This window comes from Halonatronum saccharophilum DSM 13868 (assembly GCF_000517025.1).
Classification (GTDB): Bacteria; Bacillota; Halanaerobiia; order Halobacteroidales; family Halobacteroidaceae; genus Halonatronum; species Halonatronum saccharophilum.
The window spans coordinates 115211-137911 of sequence record NZ_KI912094.1; the positions used below are offsets into that span (position 1 = coordinate 115211).

Annotated in this window: 22 protein-coding genes; all 22 read right to left on the reverse strand. The window is 34.4% G+C overall.

Translation table 11 applies throughout. The features are described from left to right. Positions 1–96: 96 nt before the first annotated feature. The 22 genes from spoIVA to HALSAC_RS0104115 all read right to left on the reverse strand — a co-directional run bounded on the left by spoIVA (position 97) and on the right by HALSAC_RS0104115 (position 22682). On the reverse strand, positions 97–1575 hold the full coding sequence (gene spoIVA, locus HALSAC_RS0104010; RefSeq protein ID WP_027339178.1) for a stage IV sporulation protein A: 1479 nt from the start codon (positions 1573–1575) through the stop codon (positions 97–99). 333 nt (positions 1576–1908) lie between these two features. Continuing rightward, positions 1909–2946: an NAD(P)H-dependent glycerol-3-phosphate dehydrogenase gene (locus HALSAC_RS0104015; RefSeq protein ID WP_027339179.1), complete on the reverse strand. Its 1038-nt coding sequence runs from the start codon at positions 2944–2946 to the stop codon at positions 1909–1911. A gap of 36 nt (positions 2947–2982) precedes the next feature. Further along, positions 2983–3591, reverse strand: a complete 609-nt coding sequence (gene plsY / locus HALSAC_RS0104020; RefSeq protein WP_027339180.1) for a glycerol-3-phosphate 1-O-acyltransferase PlsY — start codon at positions 3589–3591, stop codon at positions 2983–2985. Between the two features lie 22 nt (positions 3592–3613). Beyond that, positions 3614–4930 carry a ribosome biogenesis GTPase Der gene (der, locus tag HALSAC_RS0104025; protein WP_027339181.1) on the reverse strand — a complete coding sequence of 439 codons (1317 nt, stop codon included), beginning with the start codon at positions 4928–4930 and terminating at the stop codon, positions 3614–3616. Further along, a complete protein-coding gene (locus HALSAC_RS0104030) occupies positions 4923–6281 on the reverse strand; it encodes a DUF512 domain-containing protein (protein ID WP_027339182.1) in 1359 nt (452 codons plus the stop codon). Before HALSAC_RS0104030 ends, der begins: the two co-directional genes overlap by 8 nt. A 300-nt stretch (positions 6282–6581) precedes the next feature. Continuing rightward, positions 6582–6782 (reverse strand): capping complex subunit for YIEGIA, encoded by a 201-nt coding sequence (locus HALSAC_RS0104035; protein ID WP_084804319.1) that lies wholly within the window; start codon positions 6780–6782, stop codon positions 6582–6584. Positions 6783–6796: 14 nt separating this feature from the next. Further along, a complete protein-coding gene (locus HALSAC_RS0104040) occupies positions 6797–7723 on the reverse strand; it encodes a YIEGIA family protein (RefSeq protein WP_027339184.1) in 927 nt (308 codons plus the stop codon). A 20-nt stretch (positions 7724–7743) separates the two neighbouring features. Next, positions 7744–8910 carry a stage II sporulation protein P gene (gene spoIIP / locus HALSAC_RS15000; protein WP_084804320.1) on the reverse strand — a complete coding sequence of 389 codons (1167 nt, stop codon included), beginning with the start codon at positions 8908–8910 and terminating at the stop codon, positions 7744–7746. Continuing rightward, positions 8885–9625: a DUF1614 domain-containing protein gene (locus HALSAC_RS0104050; protein ID WP_027339185.1), complete on the reverse strand. Its 741-nt coding sequence runs from the start codon at positions 9623–9625 to the stop codon at positions 8885–8887. Before HALSAC_RS0104050 ends, spoIIP begins: the two co-directional genes overlap by 26 nt. A 118-nt stretch (positions 9626–9743) precedes the next feature. Next, positions 9744–10004: a stage V sporulation protein S gene (locus HALSAC_RS0104055; RefSeq protein ID WP_027339186.1), complete on the reverse strand. Its 261-nt coding sequence runs from the start codon at positions 10002–10004 to the stop codon at positions 9744–9746. A 102-nt stretch (positions 10005–10106) separates the two neighbouring features. Next, a complete protein-coding gene (locus tag HALSAC_RS0104060) occupies positions 10107–10892 on the reverse strand; it encodes a TIGR00282 family metallophosphoesterase (RefSeq protein ID WP_027339187.1) in 786 nt (261 codons plus the stop codon). Between the two features lie 30 nt (positions 10893–10922). Continuing rightward, positions 10923–11450, reverse strand: coding sequence for a hypothetical protein (locus tag HALSAC_RS0104065; protein ID WP_027339188.1), 528 nt, complete (start codon positions 11448–11450; stop codon positions 10923–10925). A gap of 333 nt (positions 11451–11783) precedes the next feature. Then, a complete protein-coding gene (gene rny / locus HALSAC_RS0104070; protein WP_027339189.1) occupies positions 11784–13313 on the reverse strand; it encodes a ribonuclease Y in 1530 nt (509 codons plus the stop codon). Between the two features lie 102 nt (positions 13314–13415). After that, positions 13416–14117 (reverse strand): DNA repair protein RecN, encoded by a 702-nt coding sequence (locus HALSAC_RS0104075; protein WP_245579423.1) that lies wholly within the window; start codon positions 14115–14117, stop codon positions 13416–13418. After that, positions 14101–14361, reverse strand: coding sequence for a hypothetical protein (locus HALSAC_RS0104080; RefSeq protein WP_027339191.1), 261 nt, complete (start codon positions 14359–14361; stop codon positions 14101–14103). The genes HALSAC_RS0104075 and HALSAC_RS0104080 overlap by 17 nt, the downstream gene beginning before the upstream one ends. After that, a complete protein-coding gene (locus HALSAC_RS15005; RefSeq protein ID WP_035571268.1) occupies positions 14354–15955 on the reverse strand; it encodes an AAA family ATPase in 1602 nt (533 codons plus the stop codon). Before HALSAC_RS15005 ends, HALSAC_RS0104080 begins: the two co-directional genes overlap by 8 nt. A gap of 4 nt (positions 15956–15959) precedes the next feature. Then, the gene (locus tag HALSAC_RS0104090) at positions 15960–16931 is read right to left on the reverse strand and encodes a metallophosphoesterase (RefSeq protein WP_027339192.1); all 972 of its coding nucleotides are present in this window, start codon (positions 16929–16931) and stop codon (positions 15960–15962) included. A 16-nt stretch (positions 16932–16947) separates the two neighbouring features. Beyond that, the gene (locus HALSAC_RS0104095; protein ID WP_027339193.1) at positions 16948–17583 is read right to left on the reverse strand and encodes a RecX family transcriptional regulator; all 636 of its coding nucleotides are present in this window, start codon (positions 17581–17583) and stop codon (positions 16948–16950) included. A gap of 60 nt (positions 17584–17643) precedes the next feature. Beyond that, the gene (recA, locus tag HALSAC_RS0104100) at positions 17644–18693 is read right to left on the reverse strand and encodes a recombinase RecA (protein ID WP_027339194.1); all 1050 of its coding nucleotides are present in this window, start codon (positions 18691–18693) and stop codon (positions 17644–17646) included. Positions 18694–18884: 191 nt separating this feature from the next. Further along, entirely contained in the window at positions 18885–20255 is a 1371-nt protein-coding gene (locus HALSAC_RS0104105) for a metallophosphoesterase family protein (RefSeq protein WP_027339195.1), read from the reverse strand. Positions 20256–20723: 468 nt separating this feature from the next. Further along, a complete protein-coding gene (locus HALSAC_RS0104110; RefSeq protein WP_027339196.1) occupies positions 20724–21965 on the reverse strand; it encodes a competence/damage-inducible protein A in 1242 nt (413 codons plus the stop codon). Positions 21966–22031: 66 nt separating this feature from the next. Beyond that, the gene (locus HALSAC_RS0104115) at positions 22032–22682 is read right to left on the reverse strand and encodes an outer membrane beta-barrel protein (RefSeq protein WP_027339197.1); all 651 of its coding nucleotides are present in this window, start codon (positions 22680–22682) and stop codon (positions 22032–22034) included. Positions 22683–22701 lie beyond the last annotated feature (19 nt).

Below are 22701 nucleotides of genomic sequence, written 5' to 3' on the forward strand. Positions count from 1 at the left end.
TGCCACAAATAGATTTCTTGATATCCTTTATTATTCCTTCTTTTTTTGAAAAAAAACATTTTTTAAAGAAAAAACCGGTCTATAAGACCGGTTAGTCTATAATATAATGCAGATTAATCCTCCACTTCCTTCATTGACTATCTTTTGTAATGTATCTTGTAACTTATCTTGAGCATTAATAGGCATCCTATACAATTTATTATCTATACCATCTTTAACTAAGTCATGTAAAGACCTGCCTAAAAAATCTGATTCCCAGATTGCTTCTGGATTTGCTTCAAATTCAGTAGCAAAGAACTCTATTAACTCTTCACACTGTTTTTCTGTACCTACAACTGGAGAGACTTCTGTATTTATATCAGCCCTAATTAGATGTATAGAAGGTGCGCTAGCTCTTAATTTAACTCCAAAATGTCCTCCACGCTTAATCAACTCTGGCTCATCAAAGACTAAATCCTCTAATTTAGGATTTACTATTCCATACCCATTATCCTTAACTCTCTCTAGGGCCTGTGAAATATGATCATATTCTTTCTTAACTATACTTAACTCTTTAATAAGATTAAATAACTGCTGTTCACCTTTAATCTCTAGGTCTGTCATCTCTTCTAGTATACTATAAAAAAGTTCTTCTCTTAAATCAAAGTCTAGATTTCCTACTCCATTACCTAAATTAAGATCTGATATGGATATTTGACCTGAATGTTCACATTCACCTAGTTTATCAGCCAACTTATTTATATCTCTAATTGTAAATATATCTTGAATTGATTCATTAATAACATTATTGATATCTTGGCTAAGCCAATGAGAATCTTCAAGTTCATCAATCCAAGAAGGTAGGTCTAGGTTTACCTCCCTTAAAGGAAATTCATATAAAACCTCTTTTAATAGATTGTTTATATCTTCTGTAGTTAATTTGACACAATTAATTGCCACTACCTTCTTATCATACTTTTCTTCTAACCTTTGGGCCAACTCCTTGGTCTCCTCGCTCTCAGGATGAGCAGAATTCAAAGCTATGATATATGGCTTACCTAACTGGTTTAACTCTCTAACAACCCGCTCCTCAGCCTCCTTATAGCTATCCCTATCTAGATCTGTAATAGAACCATCAGTAGTTATTACCAACCCTATGGTAGAATGATCCTGAATAACTTTTTCTGTTCCTATCTCGGCAGCTTTATGAAAAGGGATAGCTTCTTCAAACCAAGGGGTAGTAACCATCCTCACCCCTTCTTCCTCTTCATAACCTAAAGCACCTTTAACCTTATAACCAACACAATCTACCAGTCTAACCTTAAAACCTACATTTTCATCCAAACTTATATTTGTTGCCCTATTGGGAACAAATTTAGGCTCAGTGGTCATAATAGTTCTTCCTTCACCACTTTGAGGGAGTTCATCTCTAGTCCTCTCTCGATCATACTCATCTTCCATATTAGGTAATACTAATAAATCCATAAACTTTTTAATAAATGTCGACTTTCCAGTTCTAACAGGGCCAACTACACCTACATAAATATCACCACTTGTTCTAGTAGCTATATCCTTATAAATATCAAATTCACCCATTTTTACCCTCCTTTATAATAGCTTTAATAATAAAAGCATTTATCCGACAGTCAACTGATACTAAAACCACAGCTTAAAGATAAGCAACAGTAAACTTATGGATTTTTCAACTCAAATTCAAATATAGATTAAAATTATTTGAATAAAGTTTTGCTCTTTTTGAAAACTAATCCTCTTTACTAAACACACTATATATATATGACCTATATTTAAGAATATTCCTTAAGGGTAAAAATAAGAAGGGCAAATTCAACTTTTATCATCCTTTAAATTACAAAAGCAGAGATGCCCTCTAGACACCCCTGCTTTTCTTATTCTTTATTTAATTATACCTTAGGCATCCTTCCATTCAATACAGTCAACAACATACTCAATCTCATGTTTTGGCCCGCGGATCATTAGATCATAAACAGCCTGTTGTGGATCCTTATCTTCGAATAATATTCGATATACTTGATCAACAATAGGCATCTCAATTTCTAATTGACTTGCCAAAGTGTGAACAGCTTTAGCAGTTCTAACACCTTCAGCTACCATCTTCATTTCAGCTAATGCCTCATCTAACTTCTTTCCAGAACCAACCTTAAAACCTAAACGACGGTTACGGCTATGTTCACTAGCGCAAGTTACAATCAAATCTCCAAGCCCTGTCAAACCGGAAAAAGTTGCTGGTTCTGCTCCCATAGCAACACCTAAACGTTTAACTTCAGCTATACCTCGAGTTATCAAAGCAGCCAAAGCATTATCCCCATAATCAAGACCAGCAGATATTCCAGCAGCAATAGCAATAATATTCTTCACTGCAGCTCCAAGCTCTACTCCTATAGCATCAGGATTTGTATAAACTCTAAAATAATCATTCATAAATAAATCTTGTACCTTTTCAGCAAGTTTTCTATTCTTATGAGCAACAACTATAGTTGTTGGATGATTTAAGATCACCTCTTCAGCATGGCTTGGTCCGCTTAAAGCCGTAATATTATGCTTTAACTTACCCTCTAACTCCTCTTGTAAAATCTCAGACATCCTTAGATGTGTATTCTCTTCTATACCTTTAGAAGCGCTAACAACTATAGTATCTTCCTCTAAGATCCCCTTTAATTCTTTAGCAACTACCCTTACAATATGAGAGGGGACAACAACTACTACAACCTTAGCCCCCTTAACTGCTTCTTTGATATCTGTTGTAGCCTTTATCTCCTCTGATAACTTAATGCCTGGAAGATAAGAGTTCTTATGATCATCATTAATCTCTTTAACCTTATCTTCTGATATATCCCTTAAAACAACCTCATATCCATTATTATTTAAAACAGCTGCTAAAGCCGTCCCCCAACTTCCTCCTCCAATAACTGCAACCTTTTCACTCATAACTATCCTCCCCTGTAAACAAATTTATAGAATTATTTAATTACTACTTCTATTATCACTTAACTTAACCTTATTTTCAGTTCCTGCTAATAGCCTTTTAATATTTGGTATATGACGATAAATTACAAAGATAGATATCAATATCGCAAAACCAAGATATACAGCATCTAAAGCAAAGATTATAATTAAAACAGGCAACAAAGCTGCTCCAACAATAGAAGCTAAAGATACATATTGAGTTGTAAGGATTATGGTAAGCCAAACTAAAAAGATAATAAAGATAACCTGTGGCACTAAACTTATTAAAACACCAACTGAAGTAGCTACCCCTTTACCACCTTTGAACTTTAAGAATATAGGCCAATTATGCCCAACAATAGACAATATACCAGCCAGCAAAAGAATTAATGGTTGATCAGCAAAAAATACCTTTGCGATAGAAACAGCCAAAAAACCCTTTCCTATATCTAATAGGGCAACTAGTATACCCATACTTAAGCCCATTAACCTAAAAGCATTTGTTGCACCAACATTACCACTTCCATAATCTCTAATGTCAACCTTTTTCACCAACCTTACGGCTATTAGAGCAAAAGGAATAGATCCTAACAAATATCCAATTAACATAACCATAACTTCTCTCATAACTATAATCCTCCTTCAAAATCTACCTTTCTCTAGCAATTAGCTTTATTGGTGTCCCTTCAAAGCCAAAGGCCTTTCTAATTTGATTTTCCAGATATCGCTTATAAGAAAAATGCATCAAGTCTGCATCATTTACAAAAAGAATAAACAAAGGTGGTTTAACCCTAGGTTGAGTAGCATAAAAAATCTTCAACCTCTTTCCATGCTTATCTGAAGGGGGCTCAAACATAGCTACTGCATCTTCAATTACACTATTTAATAAGTTAGTAGTAACTCTTCTATTATATTGCTCAGCTACATAGTTTACAATATCTAATACCTCTAAAACCCTTTTTCCTGTTAAAGCGGAAACAAATATAATAGGTGCATAATTCAAAAATCCTGCACTTGCTCTAATCTCATCAATATAACGATTCATAGTATAATTGTCTTTTTCAATTAAATCCCATTTATTAACAACTATAACTACACCCTTACCCTCTTCATGCGCATAACCTGCAATCTTCTTATCCTGATCTGTCAATCCTTCTGTAGCATCAACAACCATCAGAATAACATCTGATCTATCTACAGCCCTTAAAGACCTTATTACACTATACTTTTCTACACCACGCCCCACTTTTCCTCTTCTTCTTATTCCTGCAGTATCAATTATTACATAATCATTCTCTTCATGAGCAAAAGGAGTATCTATTGCATCACGGGTAGTACCGGCAATATCACTTACTATAACTCTTTCTTGTCCTAAAATTCTATTTACTAGAGACGACTTCCCTACATTAGGTCTGCCAATAACTGAAATTTTAATAGTCTCCTCACCATAGGGGTCTTCTTCAACATCAGGAAAATGTTTAACAACCTCATCTAAGACATCTCCAGTCCTACTACCATGTTGCGCAGACATTAAATTAGGTTCTCCAAAACCTAATTCATAAAAATCATACTTGTCCATCTCAGCCTTATCATTATTTTCAGCCTTATTTGCTACCAATATAACAGGCTTATTTGATTGGCGTAAGAAATTAGCCACATCTCTATCACTGTTAGTTAAGCCGGCTCTAACATCAACAACAAAAAGAATTACATCTGCTTCCTCTATAGCTATCTGTGCTTGATAACGCATTTGATCCTTTAATTTAGTCTTATCATCAAGTTCAATTCCACCGGTATCTATTAATGTAAAAGGTCTTCCTAGCCACTCTGCCTCAGAGTAAATCCTATCTCTAGTAATACTAGGTTCATCTTCTACAATCGAAATCCTCTCTCCAACAATTCTGTTAAATAGTGTAGATTTTCCTACATTTGGTCTACCTACAATTGCCACTACTGCTTTATCCATTATAACCACCTCCAAAATATTCACCTAAAACTTTCTTTACTAAATCAAAAGCATCGTTTTTCACCCTAAGAACCTCAACTGCAACTTCAGATGAGAAATATCCCCAACTAATGTTATCCAAAAATAGATCATCATCATTTAATGTTATCTCTGGAATCAAAACCAAATCTCCTAAATCCATCTCCCTCTTTAGTTTATCCAAAATATCCCTTGCCGTCAATAACCCTGTCACTGTAACATCAGGGCCAAAGTACTTATTCTCCACAACATTAACTTTAACCTTTAAATTCTCAATTTTATTTAAGCTATTTATAATTGGTAATATTGCTTTAGAACCTAAGACACTAGTAAATAAACTAACTTTACGTTCACCATCTATCTTTTTAGGCAAATTACCTTCTAAAGCTTTAAATTCATCTAATAATAACCTAACCATACCTATACCATTCTCCAACTGAGGAAAACCATCATAGCTATCTTCAGAAGGAAACTCTTCATTAGCCAACAAATAAAATTCATCAGAGAGATAAACAAAATCAATACCAAATTCATTTCTAAATTTAGTTTGCCACTTCTTGATAGTATTAATTATACTTTTAGCTTCCTGCTGAGTAAAAGACCTCAAATCATGCAATTCTTCTCTATATTTAGTTAATCCTACCGGAACTATAGCTAAAGATTTAACATTAGGAATAAACTTTCCTAAATCATTAATTGTCTTTTCTAAGACCTCTCCATCATTAATTTCTGGACAGAGAACAACCTGTGTATTCATCTCTATGCCAAAGCTAGCTAACTCCTCAATCTGTTCTAATATTCTCCCAGCCTTATTATTATTTAACATTCTAACTCTAACCTCAGAGTCAGTGCTATGAACAGAGATATTTAAAGGACTTAAATTCATACTCTTTATCCTATCAAACTCACTTTCAGACACATTTGTAAGTGTTGTATAGCTTCCTCCTAAAAAAGAGAACCTATAATCATCATCTCTTAAATTTAATGTCTTCCTAGAATTAGATGGTGCCTGCTTAACAAAGCAGAAGATACAATTGTTATGGCACTGCTTTAAGCCATCAAAGATAACCTCAGAAAAACTAATCCCTAAAGGTTCATCATAATCCTTTTCAATCTCTAGTATCCACCTTTCTCCTTTCTTCTTTAAGACTTCAACCTCTAGATAAGTATCAGTTACTAAGAATTTATAATCTATAAAGTCCTTAATACTACTACCATTTATCTTAATTAATTTATCACCTTCTTCAATTTCCAACTCCTGAGCAATACTCCCCTCTTCAACAGAGTCTATTCTAATATAAGGGTCAAATCCCTTTCCTTCTTTATTATTCATCTAATACTCACCTCATCTTAAGACTTCTTCTACTATTATTATATATTCAACTACTTTCGTCAAGCAATTTAGTAATAAAGTGCCACTTTCGTGCCACTAGTTATGGGTTATGAGTGATGAGTAAGGTCAAAATCTCAAGGTTTCTTATAAACTCGAGGGAACAAAGGTGTTTCTTGTTTTTTAAGGTTTTTCCCATTACCCATTACTGATTACTCATCACTAGTAATAAAGCTCCGTTTTATTACTATAAAAAGAAACCAGCCTCTACACCTAAGGATGTAAGACTAGTTTCTAATAATTTCAATGCTTAACAAGTATATAAACACCATTTCCTAAGTTATGTGCCATAGCTGTAGTTATTCTGGATAATAGCATAGTAAGGTATTCTAACTCTTCTTCATTTTCAGCATAAAATACCGATGCCCTTCCTCCCTCTACCTTATGAGCATTCTCCTTTAAAGTAACAACTGCTACTATCCCTTCTTCTTTTCCCTCCATCATACCATCACCTCTTCTTAATCAGCTGCTTTTCGACCCACTTTAGTTGCTAAGGGTTTTCGTTTTGCATCCTCCAAAATAGGGGTACTCTCTACTGCCTCTTTAATACATTCTTTATCTTTTTCTATAGGAACAATCAACATTCCAACTCTACCAGTATCTAAATTCAACTGGTTTACGGGTGTATAATCCGGTATCCCTTTATCTAATTTTGTTCCTAACTGACTTACCAAATCATGCATTATAGCCTGTCTTTGACCTATATTAGCCAAAGTAGCTCTAGCATTATCATCCTTGGGCTCAATTACTATTCCTACACCTGATTCTTTCCAGTTATCTAAAGCTTCCTTTAAACCAATATTCATCATAATTACACCTTCAACCCCCATATTAGCATCCATTGGCCCAGAGAACTCTATATCAGTTATTCTAACTTTTGCTATATCACCTACTGTCTTATTAGACATAATTTTATAAAGAATATAGCCTACTATACCACCTAAGACTATACCAGCTAAACCGCGAAATAATAATTCCACCCCTAATTGCTCAAGTATATAATACCCCACAGTAGTCATAAAAGCAGTAATTAAAGCTAAATAATTTCTTGCTTCAAAATTTTTGGCAACTCCTTCTATATACGCTTTCCCCCGTGGAATTATCTCTGTTGCCTCTATTTCAGATAAAAAGTCTCTTTCCATATTTCGAATATCCCTAAATTGTTGTACTGCTGCACCCAAAACAGTTACTGCTATATAATTTTCCTCTATCAGCGCAGGCATAATCAGACTTCCTAAGACAGCTGCAATAAAACCAAAGGTTAAGTGCACTATATAACCATTAGGGTAACCTGGATACTGGCGATAATCAACCTTTAATAATGATACTCTAAAACCTGTTCCTAAAATTACCGCCAATAGAATCATTGTACCATGCTTAATCATAATTTTTTAATCCTCCAATCCTACTCCTCCTTACCCTTTTTATCTTCTTCTTTTTTCTCTTTTTCATCTTTTTTACCTATACCTATTGCATTATTCATCTTACCACCAATCCCTTTAACCTTATCTACAGCTCCTCCTAAACCACCTTCATTAGCAATTAGTAAGAATCCTCCACCAAGAACTGCTATTAATAATACAATAATAATCGACCTTGTTGCTCCAGCTGATTCACCTGCTTTAGTAGCATCTGTTGTAGTCCCACCTGCTTCTGTTGCACCAGGGTCATCTCCACCATAAAGGGCTTTATCTACAACATCTGCAAAAAGCTTTGCTCCTGCTACAGCTTGCTCTTGGGGAATTACATGAGTTCCAAACTCTATTAATAAAGCTCTTGGTGATAAATCTTGATTATACTTTCCCTGAGCATAAAAAATACCATGCATAAGCCCAGGATAAAATTCATCAGAGATAGCTTTTAATGTACCAGCAAATTGATCATTAACCTCTAGTTGAGGATTCTGCCTTCCTACAACTAATCTAACCTGTCCTACTGTTTCTCCATTTACCTCAGCAACATATTCATCAGGGTTTGGAACACCATCACGATGTATGTCTAATAAAGCATCAGGAGCTCCTTCTACCAGATCAACGGCAGTTCTACGAGACCTTTCATAAGCACCGCCATCATGAGGATCATGCTTTGACCAATCATGATTTACATTTATCCCTCGTGCTTCTAACTCCTCGCCAAATATATGAGCAACATCATATACATCACCATCACCTAACTTACTATCAGTTCCACTTGTTGGCACATAAGACTCAGCACTATGGGTGTTATATAAAGCAACCTCCTTATTAGCACCTTGGGCCAACAAACTTTGAGATAATGCAAAGAGTTCATCTTCATTTTCTACAAGCTTTACCCTCTCTTCAAATCTAGCAACCCCTTGATTACCATTTATTTCAACTATTGTATACTTATCATTATCTTGATTTATATAATAATCCCCTAAATGAATCTCCATTGCTGTTTCAAAGATAACATTACCCTCTTCATCCACTATAGTATAATACTCTACTTCTTCCTCGGCAAAGGAGGTATCCACTGAAATAACTCCTAAAATAATGACTAGAATCAAGGATGTAACAATGAGCCTTTTATTCATCCCCTTCACTCCTCTCATCTACTTCACCCCTATCATCCTTTTTTCTATCCTTTCTACTACCTAATTCACCAAACTCAACATTACCAGGGGCCAACTTATCTCCTCTAAAATAACCCTCTTTCTTCTTTTTAGTACCCCCTATATTCTCCCTTAACTCTCCTACTATTTCAGCTAATAATACAGCTATCAAACCACTCATAACTATAGAATCAAAGGCTCCCGCCCCTCCAATCTCTGCTTCTCCAGGAATTCCTCCCAAAGTTATTCTAAAGAGGTGAATTAAATCATAGATAAGAAAACCTAAAACCCCTGCAACAAAAGCCCCACGCCGTGAACGACCAACAGCATACGCAATTACTCCTATGACTATTGGAAAGAGATAATTGGTATCGATTAAGGTATGACCCTCTTCAAATTGATAAAACTGGGTTAAAGCAAAGATAGCACCACCTGCCAGTACAGTTGCAATAACTGTTCTAACAACTTCCTTCTTCTCATCTGCTTTAGACAAAATATAAATAGCTAAAGCTATTGGTACTATTGCGCCACCTAAGTTAATATTAATTACCGGCTCTGAACTAATGGGTATATCTATAAAACTCCCCACAATCATTAAAGCAAAAAATATGAGTATTCCTCTATTGCTGATACCCATTCTCTCAATTACCCGCTCTGCAAAACCAAAGTAAATTAAAATTTGTAGCACAACTAAAACTACTACTCCCATTGGCATACTTCTTTGCACCTCCATATAATTATAGCTATCCTATTTGTAGTTTTAGTCTCTTAAAGATAAATTATACATAAAAAAAGAACAACCCACTAGCGGGTTGTTCTTTTTTTTATTAAGATTATCTTGGCTGTACAATTAATTTCATAGCAGTTCTTTCTTCCCCATCAATCTCAATATCAGTAAAAGCCGGGATACAAACTAAATCCAAGCCACTTGGCGCAACATAACCTCTAGCAATCGCTACTGCTTTTACTGCTTGGTTTAATGCTCCTGCCCCTACCGCTTGTAGTTCTGCTCCTCCATTGTCCCTTAAAACTCCAGCTAAGGCTCCAGCTACTGAATTAGGTGTTGAATTAGATGATACTTTCAATACTTCCATATTAAATACCTCCCATTTTATTTTATAAATTAATTGATATGTATACTTATTTCAATATTTACAAAATAATTCCTTCACGAAAGGTGAAAAAAATAAAAAAATTTAATTATTTTTATATACTTCACAAACCCTCTTAACTGAAGTTGCTAAACCATTATCAGAATTTATCTGAACAATTAAACCAGATAATTTTGTATCACCTTTTGCCACCTTAAACCTATTAGGCAATTGAGTTAAAAATCTATTTAATGGCTCATCAATATTCATTCCCAAAATAGAATCTATACCCCCAGTTAATCCTAAATCAGTTATGTAAGCTGTTCCTCCAGGTAAGACCCTTTCATCGGCAGTTTGAACATGGGTATGAGTACCAGCAACAAGAGAGACCCTTCCATCTACATACCAACCAAAGGCTTCTTTTTCAGCAGTAGCCTCAGCATGAAAGTCAATTACGATTCCATCTACCTTCTCTTTTAATTCATCTATTAGCTGATCTACTGAACGAAACGGACAATCATAATCTCCTAGAAATACTCTTCCCATTAAATTTATAACACCAAGAGTGTATTGGCCCTTTTTAATTACTTTGTACCCTACTCCTGGTACACCTTGAGGATAATTATAAGGTCTAATTACTTTATCACTTTCATCTATAAAATTAAATATGTCCTTATTATCCCAAACATGATTTCCAGTCGTCAATAAATCTATATTATAATCCAATAATTCATCCATAACTCCCTCAGTTAAACCAAAACCGCCTGCTGCATTCTCACCATTAGCAATTATAAAATCAGGTTTTTCCTTTTCTATAATATTAGGCAGTAATTCCCTTACTGCTCTTCTTCCTGTTCTTCCTACAATATCTCCAATCAATAAAATCTTCATCAACTTAATCATTTCCCCCTTACATATATCCTAATCTACATTACTACTTTTATCAAAGACCATTATCTTACCTTCTTCTCTAAACCCTGAGTATTCTAAGCCTACTTTATTAATAGGTTTATAATCTTTAACCTTATCTAAAAGACCATCAATTGAACTTTGGGCTATAGAAAAATAATTTTCTTCCTTTTCTAGTAATTTGCCCGAAAAACTTCTTTTTATTAAGCTAACAATAAAATCTAACTCTTTTTGTGATGCCCCTTCTAAATCTCTAGTTAACATAACTTTGTTTATAACTTCATAATTATATCTTTCTAACTTTAAACCTTCACTACTTTGCTTTTGTAACTTATTAAATAATCTAAAATTCTGTTCAATCAACTTCTTCTTTTTCTCCCAACTTTCATCAGTTAGCGAATCATCGATTAAAAATGATAGCTTGTACCATTTCTCATCTAGATTCATATCAATAGTATTTACCAAAGGATATTCCAATAAAATAGAAGTTAATAACTCTATATTGTCATCTTGACTTAATTTCAACTGATCTTTTTTCATCTTCAGCAACTCCTTTAATTATTAGCTAAATTTATTAGTTTTATAATAATATCTATTCCTTACTTTAAATAATTAAATATATTTTAAGTAAATCCTCTTTTATTTGAAAATAAGTTGAATTTAAATTATTCCTCTTTGAAGAATTTATTCTTGCTTTAACTTAAACTATATAAGATGTCCTTTGACCTATTTTAGCTATGTATTATGTACTCATAGCTAAGTTTATGGATAGCTTCTAAGAAGTTAATTTAACTAATATTTTAAAAATAAAATTACAAACAAAAAGCAGTCCTTTTAAAAGGACTGCTTTTGATTGATTATTATATTCATATCTTATTTAGCATACTGGACTGATCTAATTTCTCTAACTACTGTTACCTTTATCTGTCCAGGATACTCTAAATTATCCTCTATCTTCTTAGAAACTTCATAAGCAAGCTTACTTGCCATTGTATCATCCACTTCTTCTGGTTCTACCATAATTCTTATCTCTCGTCCTGCTTGTATAGCAAAGGATTTACCAACACCAGAGAATGAATCAGCTATATCTTCTAGCTTTTCAAGACGCTTGATATAAGACTCTAAAGTTTCACGTCGTGCCCCTGGTCTAGCAGCAGAAACAGCATCAGCAGCAGCTACTAAGACAGCTTCTACAGTACTTGGCTCTACATCACCATGATGAGCTTCAATTGCATGAATAACCTTTTCAGATTCTCCATGTTTTCGTGTGAAATCAACTCCAATCTTCACATGCGGCCCTTCTACTTCATGGTCTATTGCTTTACCTATATCATGTAAAAGACCTGCTCTCTTAGCTATATTAACATCAACACCTAGTTCAGAAGCCATAACTCCTGCCAAATGAGATACCTCTATAGAGTGCTTCAATACATTTTGACCATAACTTGTCCTATAATTTAATCTACCTAATAACTTAATAGTTTCACGATCCAAACCATGGACATCTGTATCGAAAGTTGCTTGCTCTCCTACCTCATAAATCTTATCATCGATTTCATTTCTAGCCTTCTCTACCATCTCTTCGATACGAGCTGGATGTATACGACCATCTATTATCAATTTCTCTAAAGCTATTCTAGCTATCTCTCTTCTAATTGGATCAAAGCCTGATAAAACAACAGCTTCTGGAGTATCATCAATAATTAAATCGATTCCTGTTAAACTTTCTAGAGCTCTAATATTTCTCCCTTCTCTACCAATAATTCTTCCTTTCATTTCATCATTTGGTAAAGAAACTACTGAAACTGTAGTCTCAGCAACATGGTCGGCAGCACATCTTTGAATAGCTGAAGAAATTATCTCTTTAGCCTTTTTGTCTGACTCTTCCTTAGCTTGAGCTTCTAAATCTTTAATCTTCTTAGCCATCTCATGGCTAATTTCATCTTCAACTCTATTTAATAGTAAATCTTTAGCTTGTTCTGTAGTTAAACCAGCAAGTTTCTCCATCTCTTCAACCTGCTTGTCTTTTAACTGACTAACCTCTTTTTCTTTCTTCTTAGTACTTACTTCCCTTTTTTGAATAGTTTCTTCTCGTGCTATCAAAGAATCTGATTTCCGATCTAAATTCTCTTCCTTCTTTAAGAGACGACTTTCAAATTTCTGCAATTCATTCCTACGCTCACGACACTCTCTTTCAACTTCTCCTTTTATCTCATGGGCTTGCTCTTTGGCTTCAACTAAAGCTTCACGCTTAGTAGATTCAGCCTCTCTTTTGGCATCCTCTACTATTCTTTCCGCTTCTAATTCAGCAGTTCCAATCTTACTCTCTGCAATATATTTTCTAACGGCAAAGCCACTAATAACCCCAATTACTAAACCACTTACGATAAATACATAGTTCACTACGCCTCACCTCCATTCATTATTTAATTGTACCTTTATTAACTTTATATTTTTCTAAAAGAAACTATCACGTTTATATTTTATCTTTTAAATTGCTTAATGTCAAGCTAGAATGCCGTCAATAACTTCACTCTTGCCTTCCTTTAATTCTACTCTAAATGACTTATCAGCTACTTGGGCCAAATGGCCTTGATGGGTTACAACTATAATCTGTCTACCAAAAAGTCCATTTATCTCCTTTAAAAATTTAGTGACCTTTACTATATACTCCTCACTTACATGTTTGGCTGGCTCATCTAAAATAATTGGCCCATCAACAGGAGGACTTTGATGGCTCTCTAAAACAGCTACTCTTAAGGCTAAAGATACAACATCTACTACCCCCCCTCCCCTTGCATCTTGAGGCTTGTTTTTAACCTTATACTCTCCTTGATTAGATACTACATAAAACTCTGCCCAAGCCTGGCCTCTAGATTGCTCTAACTCTATCTCAAAGCTGAAATTTTCACCAAATACATACTGTAAAAATTTAGTTACTAGAGATTCTATCTGCTGTCTAGATTGATCTCTAGCAAAGTCAGCCGTTTCATGGAAGAGAATATTTACTTCTTCTAACAACTCTTTCTTCTTAATAGACTCTGCCAAATCATTCTCTTTTTGACTTATACTCTCTCTAAGTTGATCTCTTCTACCCTTTTGTTGATTATAACGAGCCTCTTTTAAGCTAATATCTTCCTCTAATATTCCAATCAAATAGGAAGACGTATCTAAAATACCCTTTAACATATTAACCCTTCTTTCCATCTAAGATAGCATCATTTGGCAAGAGATCTTTAGCCTTAGTTATTAAAAGCTTTAACTCCTTTTCAAGTTCTTTTATTTCACTATCTAAATTTTCAGGCTTTACTCCAAACTCCTCTATCTCTTTAAGCAATTCCTTTCTTTGCTCCTTTAAATTCTCTAATTTAAAGATAGCTTTATCCCTTAACTTATTTGCCCTATCTAATTTATTCTTTATCACTTCTATTTCTGCTTTATACTCACTCATAATAATCCCCCTTTAGCTCTTTAACTATTTTGTCAATCTTCACTTCTTCTATTTCTTCAAAACATGTTGGACACCTTCCAATATCCTTCAATATTCTACTATATTTTTCTGCTAAAAACTCTATATTACTATTTAACTTATCTAGATCCTTCTTTTCTCCATCAATTTTCTCAAATATACCCTTATTTTTATCATTAATTTCACTTAATTGAACCAATTTAGACAAACTACCTTTTAAATTGTCTTTCACTTCTTTTGCATCATCTGCTTTAGGTAGCTGCTTTAAAAAGCTCTCTTCTCTCTTGATTTCTAGATCAACTCTTTTAAGTTTCTGTTTAAGATCCCTAAGCTTATTCAACCTCCGCTCAAGATCAGGGCCTACCTTTTGAGCAATCTTCTTTACTTCTTTTACACCTTTAGTTATATTTATTACTTCTTCTTCTTTAGCTATGGATTTCTTTATGGAGTCTAAACCTTTATATAATCTATTATAATTTATTTGCCTATCTTCTAAAACTTCTATCTTATCGTAAAGACCCTCTAGCTGATCTAAATTAGAAAAGTTAGCTAAATATCTCTTGCCATTCTTTATCCTCTTCTCTTTAACCTTATAATCATCAGCAAGCCTTTTAGTCAACTTAAATCTATTATGTTTATCTATTAATTCAATATATAATTTATTACCTTCCTCTATACCTTCTAATTTAGATAATAGCTCATCATTTTTCTTATAATCAGCAGTTAATTCAGTCTTATTCTTTAGTAGCTCTTCTCCCTCTAACAGCCTCTTATGCTTTTGGGTTAATGTATTATAAATATTATCTAATTGCTCTACAAATCCAAGCTTATCTAGAGTAAGCTTTAAACTATTAAGTTCACCATCTATCCCACTTAATTTTTCTTTGCAATTATATAAATCGCTTAATTTAGATTGAGTGTCTTTTAGTCGGGCCAACAACTCTTTTTTATTATCGATATCTTCCTTCATTTCATCTAAATGAGAAAACTCTTCTAAACTCTTTTTATCCTTCTTTAACTCCTCATCTAAGTCTTTTGTCCTAATACCTAATCTATTCTTCTCATTTTTGGTATTACGAATTGCTAAGTCAACAAGGTGAACATTTATCAACCTACCTAAAACTTTGGCCCTAGTTGAACCTGTATCAGTTAGTAAAAAAGCCCCTTCTAGCTGAAAATCCATATTCAAGCTAATCTCATCCTTATTATCTAGCTGCACCTTTCTCATTCTATGTATATTTAGAATTTCTTCAGGAACACCACTACCTATCCGCTCAAAGATATGCTCTTCCCCTCCAGGTTCAACTAATATATATCTATTTTTGCTAGGAGTTTTTTTACGAATTATCTTATACCCACTACCTAATTCAACCCCTACATGGCACTCCTTATGACCATGTCTAATAAAATCATCACCACGAGGCTCATTGTAAAGAACCCACCTGATAGCTCGAATTATAGCAGACTTCCCCTGGTCTGAAGGTCCAGTAATAACATTTAAACCCTTATCAAAATCTATCTTAGTATCCTTATGTGATTGAAAATTATATATCTCTACACTCTTTATAATTTCCATTGCTTTACTCTCCCCCCTTTCCTAGTTTTTCTTGAGCTTGGGCCAACCTAGCTAAAGCCTCCTTTGTAACTTCCTCAGCTAAATCTTTATTATTGGCTACTTTATTCAGTATCTCTTGCATACTTAAGACCTTAAAATCATCTGAGGCTTTAACCTCTCTAACAAAGTCAATTAACTTCTTTTCTCTATACTTTTCTTCCTCAATTGCTTCTCTATCTAAGACTTCCTTCCCAGCTTTGGCCCTCTTTAAAGGCATAAGTTTTATCTCAATCTCTTCACCTAAGTTAATAATTGCAACCTTAGGTTTTCTTTTTACCTCTTTAATATCAGCACTACTTCTGACCAATGCTCCGGGGTTTAAAAAGTATTTCCTATTAAAAGTCTTGACTCCAAAACCTAAATGGTAATGACCAGCGATAGTTATATCAGCCTCTGTCTTAACATCTTCAATTAAGGTATAACCATTTTCAAAAAAGGGCTTATCTAAGAGCATACCATGGACTAAATGAATAGCATAGTCCACGCTTTCATCCTTACTAACATTATAAGCATCACTTCCTTTAGCATCTATGTCATAATCAAAATCCCTTCCTGTTAACTGTAAAGAGACTCCTTGCTCCTCTAGAAAGATAGGTTCTATACTCAAAGGACTAACAATCCCAGAAGCAACCAAAATACCCAACATTGTTCTAGGTAAGGTTTCAGGGTTATGACCATAAAGATCATGGTTGCCTGCTACAATATAGATTGGAACAGGATAGTCTTTTAAAACTTTAATAAAATCACTTACTACCGAAGGAGCTGTATCAGGCCTATCAAACAAATCACCACCATGTAATATATAATCAACACCCTCATTATGAGCTATCTCCCCTACCTCTTTTAACTTATCTAGAAGTGTCTCCTTAAAATCATCTAAACGACGACTTGGAGTAGTTCCTCTAATATGCGTATCAGTCATTACTAATAATTTCATCCTACACCACCTCACATTAGTTCTTTAAAAGATCATCCAATACATTATTAATTACTTCAAAAGAGAAGCCTTTCCTCTTTAATACACCAGATAGTTTATACCTTCTCTCTATATCATCTAAGCCTAAGTAACGACCTTCCTTCTTCTTAGCATATTTTAGGGCCAAATCATACTCTAATCCAAAATCATATTCACTAGCCAACTCTTCTTCAATAATCTTCTTAGCTACACCTTTATTTCTAAGATCACCCTTGATCCTCCATGGGCCAAAGCCTTTAGTGATCCGATCTCTAATCCAAGCTCTAGCAAACTTTCTATCATCAATATAATTAAGCCTATCTAAGACCTTTAGTACCCCTTCTATAACCCCAAAATCAAAGCCCTTCTTAGCCAATCTATCCTCTATCTCCCTTCTACTTCTTTGTCGATAGGATAATAATTTAAATGCTGCCTCTTTAGCTTTTATAAAATCTTCTTGATCTATAATATGGTCTAATAGATCTTCACTTAATTTATGACCCTTTTCTAAGTTAAACTTATAAATCAACTCTGCATCTACTCCAATAAAAAACTCTCCATCTAAAAAGATAGAACATCTTCCTTGGTTATTCTTTTGAGCCTTAATTGCTGTTATCTCACCAACATAATCCATTTAATCACCTCAAATTCAAAAACCCTTCAATTTAATTAAATTGAAGGGTTTTTTCTTTATTTATGCACTCTCTTTATCTTCTGCCTTTACTTCTTCTCCTTCAGCTTCATCTTCTTTGATAATACCAAGGCTAACCTTAATCTTGTGCTCGATTTCATCCATTAACTCTGGGTTTTCTTCTAAGAAATCCTTAGAATTTTCCCTTCCCTGACCTAAGCGGATATCATCACCATAAGAGTACCATGAACCTGCTCGATCAACAATATCATACTCTACTCCCATATCTAAAATACAACCAGATCTAGATATACCAGTACCATACATTATATCAAACTCAGCTGTCTTAAAAGGTGCAGCAACCTTATTCTTAACAACCTTAACTTTAGTTCTATTTCCTTTGTAATCATCACCATCTTTAATTGTCTGTCTTCTTCTTACATCTAACCTTACAGAAGAATAAAATTTAAGAGCTCGTCCACCAGAAGTAGTTTCTGGATTACCAAACATTACTCCAACCTTTTCACGAATCTGATTGATAAATACACAAGTACATTTTGACTTACTCAAAACACCAGACAATTTACGCATGGCTTGAGACATCAACCTTGCCTGCAATCCAACATGAGCGTCTCCCATCTCTCCTTCAATCTCTGCCTTAGGAACTAAAGCGGCTACCGAGTCAATTACAATCAAATCAATTGCTCCACTTCTAGCTAAAGCCTCACATATCTCCAAAGCATCCTCTCCTGTATTAGGTTGTGAAACTAATAATTCTTTAATATTAACACCTAAATTTTGAGCATATTTTGGATCTAAAGCATGCTCAGCATCAATAAATGCCGCTACTCCGCCTTGCTTCTGCACCTCAGCAATCATATGTAAGGTTACAGTTGTCTTACCAGAAGATTCTGGACCATAAACCTCAATAATTCTTCCCTTAGGTACACCACCTACACCTAAAGCCACATCTAAAGCAAGGGCTCCTGTGGGTATAGTCTCAACATCCATAGCCTTAGCATCTCCAAGCTTCATAATAGACCCCTTACCAAATTCCTTCTCAATCTGATTAAGGGTCCTCTCTAAGGCCTTCTTCTTTTCTTCTATTGACATTCAAATCCACTCCTTTTATCTAAAGATCAAAACTATATATACAAAAGATACATATATTAATTATAGAACATATAATGTTAAAAAGCAACTAAGCAATAGCTATCACTCATCAGCTATCAGCAAAACATTAAAGGCTTAAGTTCTTTAAATCTTTAACTAACCACTTATAGCTAATAGCTTTATTACTATCGCTAATTAACTAACTTGCGCTCTAATATAAAGCCACTATGACGGTCATAGAATTTTATTAAATCTAAGGTGTCTAAGCTAAGGGTCTGGTCTTCTTCTTTGTTATAATGGAGTAAGACTACAGAATAAGGTATCCCTTCTCTTGTCTGTAACCCCCTTAAGCCCGATGCCCCAGTAGTTCCTGCATCAATTATTAAGGTTCCCTTTTCTTCATAAACCCTTAAGTTGTGATAATGCCCATGAAGAAGCAAAGGAATCTCACCTAAGATATCTTCAGCTAAAATAGAATTATGTACTATTACTATATCAGGGTCTTTCTCTAAGCCCTTTACCATCCCTGCTAACTTCTCCTTATCTTCTCTAATCTCTTCTCCCCTTTTTACTCTCATCTCATTGCTTTTAGCTGAAGGATCCTCTACACCTACAATAGTTAATCCTCCTATCTCAACTACCCCTTCCTCTAAAACAATAACATTCTCAAAACCCTTCATTCTCTCTACTATCTGAGGAGAATCATGGTTTCCACCGATAAAGATATAAGGTATACCAAGTTCATCTATATCTTCTACCAATTCTCCTTCTATAGGAGTTCCATAGTCTGTCATATCTCCAGTATCTATTATAAGATCAACTTCAAAGCTATGGGCAATTTGTTTTATAAAGGGCAGGGCTACAGGATTATTGTGAATATCAGAGAGGTGCAAGACCCTAAGATCGCCTCCAACCCTAGCCAAGGGTTTTAAAGTACCAACTTTAGAAAATAAATCTGCTATACTAGAAGCAATAAGTTCTATCTCATAGCCTAAATTTTCAATATTCTCCAAACCTTCTTCAATCAAAGCAATCATCCAAGGGGCAGCCTCTAACATCCCTTCAAAGCTAGGATCAGAAAATTCATTTATATCGTAACTATAATAAGCTAAAGCTGAAAAAGTGGTTATTATTATTATTCCTACCAAAAGACCTGTAATAATTGCCTCTTTATCATACTTAACTAAGCTAGCTCCTACTAATCCACCCAAAAGTGATATGATAAAAAGTCTTATTAGATGTAACTGAACTATAACTTTTGTTCTCTCACCTAAAACATCTACTAATTCTTCTTTATCTTCAATATTTTCTAAGATATAGCTTAACCTTTCTTGATGCAAAGCCTCTAAGGAAATAAAAATATCTAAGGGAGCTTTATGAGTGTTGGCCCTAACCCTACCAACGGGAGGAAATTTAATCACTGTAGAAGGATTAGTAGATAACTTAGTATCTACCTCAATCTCAAAAGCACTTAACTTATAGGTATGAGCCCCTGTAAAGTTAATTAAAAATAGAACCAACAAAGTAGCCAATATTATCTTTGCAGCCAGCTCCCTTCTCATAATACCCTATCCCTTCGTATTGTTAGCTAGAAACTATGCGCTTTGTGCTAAAAACCTAAACCCAAAAATCTTAGCACTGATCAAGAACCGATCAAACCCGATTAAATCTGATTTTAAACCTTTTTAATTTTTTTATGCTCTAATCAGAACTTTATCGACTCTTATCAGATCTAATCACCCCAGAAGTACTTTTCATGGTTTATAACCCTTCGGGTTCAAAAACCGAACCCTTCGTGGCAAGCCCACCATAAACCATTTATGGAATCTAAATCTAAAAGGTCCTTTCAATGTTTTAAAATTCAAAAACATCTCTTGGAATCTAAATCTAAAAGGTCCTCCTCACTCGGTAAAAAACACCTCGTTCAGGGCGCTGTGTAAATAACTTTGATTTTTGTCTTTTTTAAAATCTCAAAATAAAAACATTTAACTCTAACAAGAACATCACTAAATATCTGCTTCAGCTATACGTTAAGAATTAATCAATTTAAGTCTTAATAAGTTTAAAATAGTCTGCGAAGTGAGATACTTTACTTTCTCCCTACTACCATTAAAGTTATATTTATAGGTCTCTACATTATCTCCATAGGCAATTCCCATATAAACTAATCCAACAGGCTTCTTCTCACTACCCCCACCTGGACCAGCAATTCCTGTGGTAGCAATACCTATATCTACCCCAGATCTTTCTTTTACTCCTAAAGCCATCTCCTTTGCAGTCTCTTTACTTACCGCTCCATACTTATTTAGAGTCTCCTCTTTTACACCTAGAAGGTCTATTTTAGCTTTATTGCTATAAGTAATTAAACCTCTGTCGTAATATCTAGAGCTACCAGGAATTGAGGTTAAACGATCGCCAATCAAGCCACCTGTACAAGACTCTGCTGTAGCTATCTTAAGGTCTTTGGCCCATAACAATCTTGCAACTACAGAGTCTAAGCTATCATCATTATAACCATAAATATACTCTCCTATTCTTTCCTCTAGCTCTTTTTCCTTCTTGGTGATCAACCTTCTTGCTTCTTCTCGATCATTTGCTTTAGCCGTTAACCTCAACTTTACCTCCCCAGCACTAGCCAAGGGAGCAACTGTTGGATTGGTCTGTCCTTTTAAAATATCGTCTATCTGCTCTTCTAAGCTAGACTCACCGATACCAATTAACTTAATCACCTTAGATTCTATTATTTCGTTCTCTAATAGATCCCCCTTTAAAAAAGGAATTATGCTCTCCTCCATCATAGCCTTCATCTCAATTGGAACACCTGGTAATGAAACTACTATTTTATCACCTTTTTTAAATAATATCCCTGGAGCAGTTCCCTGGGAATTGACTATAGGATCAGCACCTTGAGGAAGAAAGGCTTGTTTCTTATTAGTTTTAGCCATATTTATATTTATCTTAGTAAAGTAATTTTCAATCTTCTTTAATAACTCTTTATCTTCAACTAACTTCACACCAAAAGCCTGGGCAACTGATTCTCTAGTTAGATCATCCTGGGTTGGCCCAAGGCCTCCTGTCGTTATAATTATGTTGGCCCTACTTAAAGAATCCTTTAAAACACTTACTATTCTATCCTTATTATCCCCAACTGTAACCTTTCGGTAAAGATCAACCCCTATCTCAGCCAACCTTTGGGCAATCCACTGCGCATTTGTATCTACAATCTGACCAAGTAAAAGTTCTGTACCTATACTTATTACCTCTGCCCTCATAAACCCCACCTCTCTTTTTATTTTTAGCATTTTTGGTTATTTTATGCATACTGTTTTAGTATAAAATTAAAACATATATGATATTCCTGTTGATAAAAATAATCCTCTAATTTTCAAATTTTCATCATCTAAATTATCAACTAAGCCTCCCCAATATCCAGAATGGACCTTATTAATATTAATATTAGTACTCCGATATGAAATACCCGAACTAATTGATAAATTATTCTTAACAGGGTAATTCAACTCTAAACCTATTAATCCCCCTAACCCACTTCCTTTTTGATATCTAATTGTATTTGCACCATCTTTCCAAGAGTATCGAGAATGACGGTCCTTAGTGAAGTTATAATAACCAAGGCCACTATTAAATATTAAATAATCATTCAATCTATATTTACTATTAATAAGTAAGCCAACAAGATTCTTTTCATATTCAAAATCCTCTCTCCCCTCCACCCAATCATAACCAGACTCCCAGTTGGCTCTTATGAAATCAACCCCAAGACCTAAGCCCAATTCATCATTAAGCCAATAAGTTGATTCTAAGTAATAACCGCTTCCTTCTTTTAAATCATCTCGAACAAAATCTTCTGAATAATCTAAAGTATTATATGTAAGTACTCCTTTAAATTCTAAATTATTGGCCTTTACTCCAATACTACTCCCAAAAACTAAAAGAGATATTAATATGATTATTATTTGAAATTTGTTCACCTTTGTAACCACCTTAAAA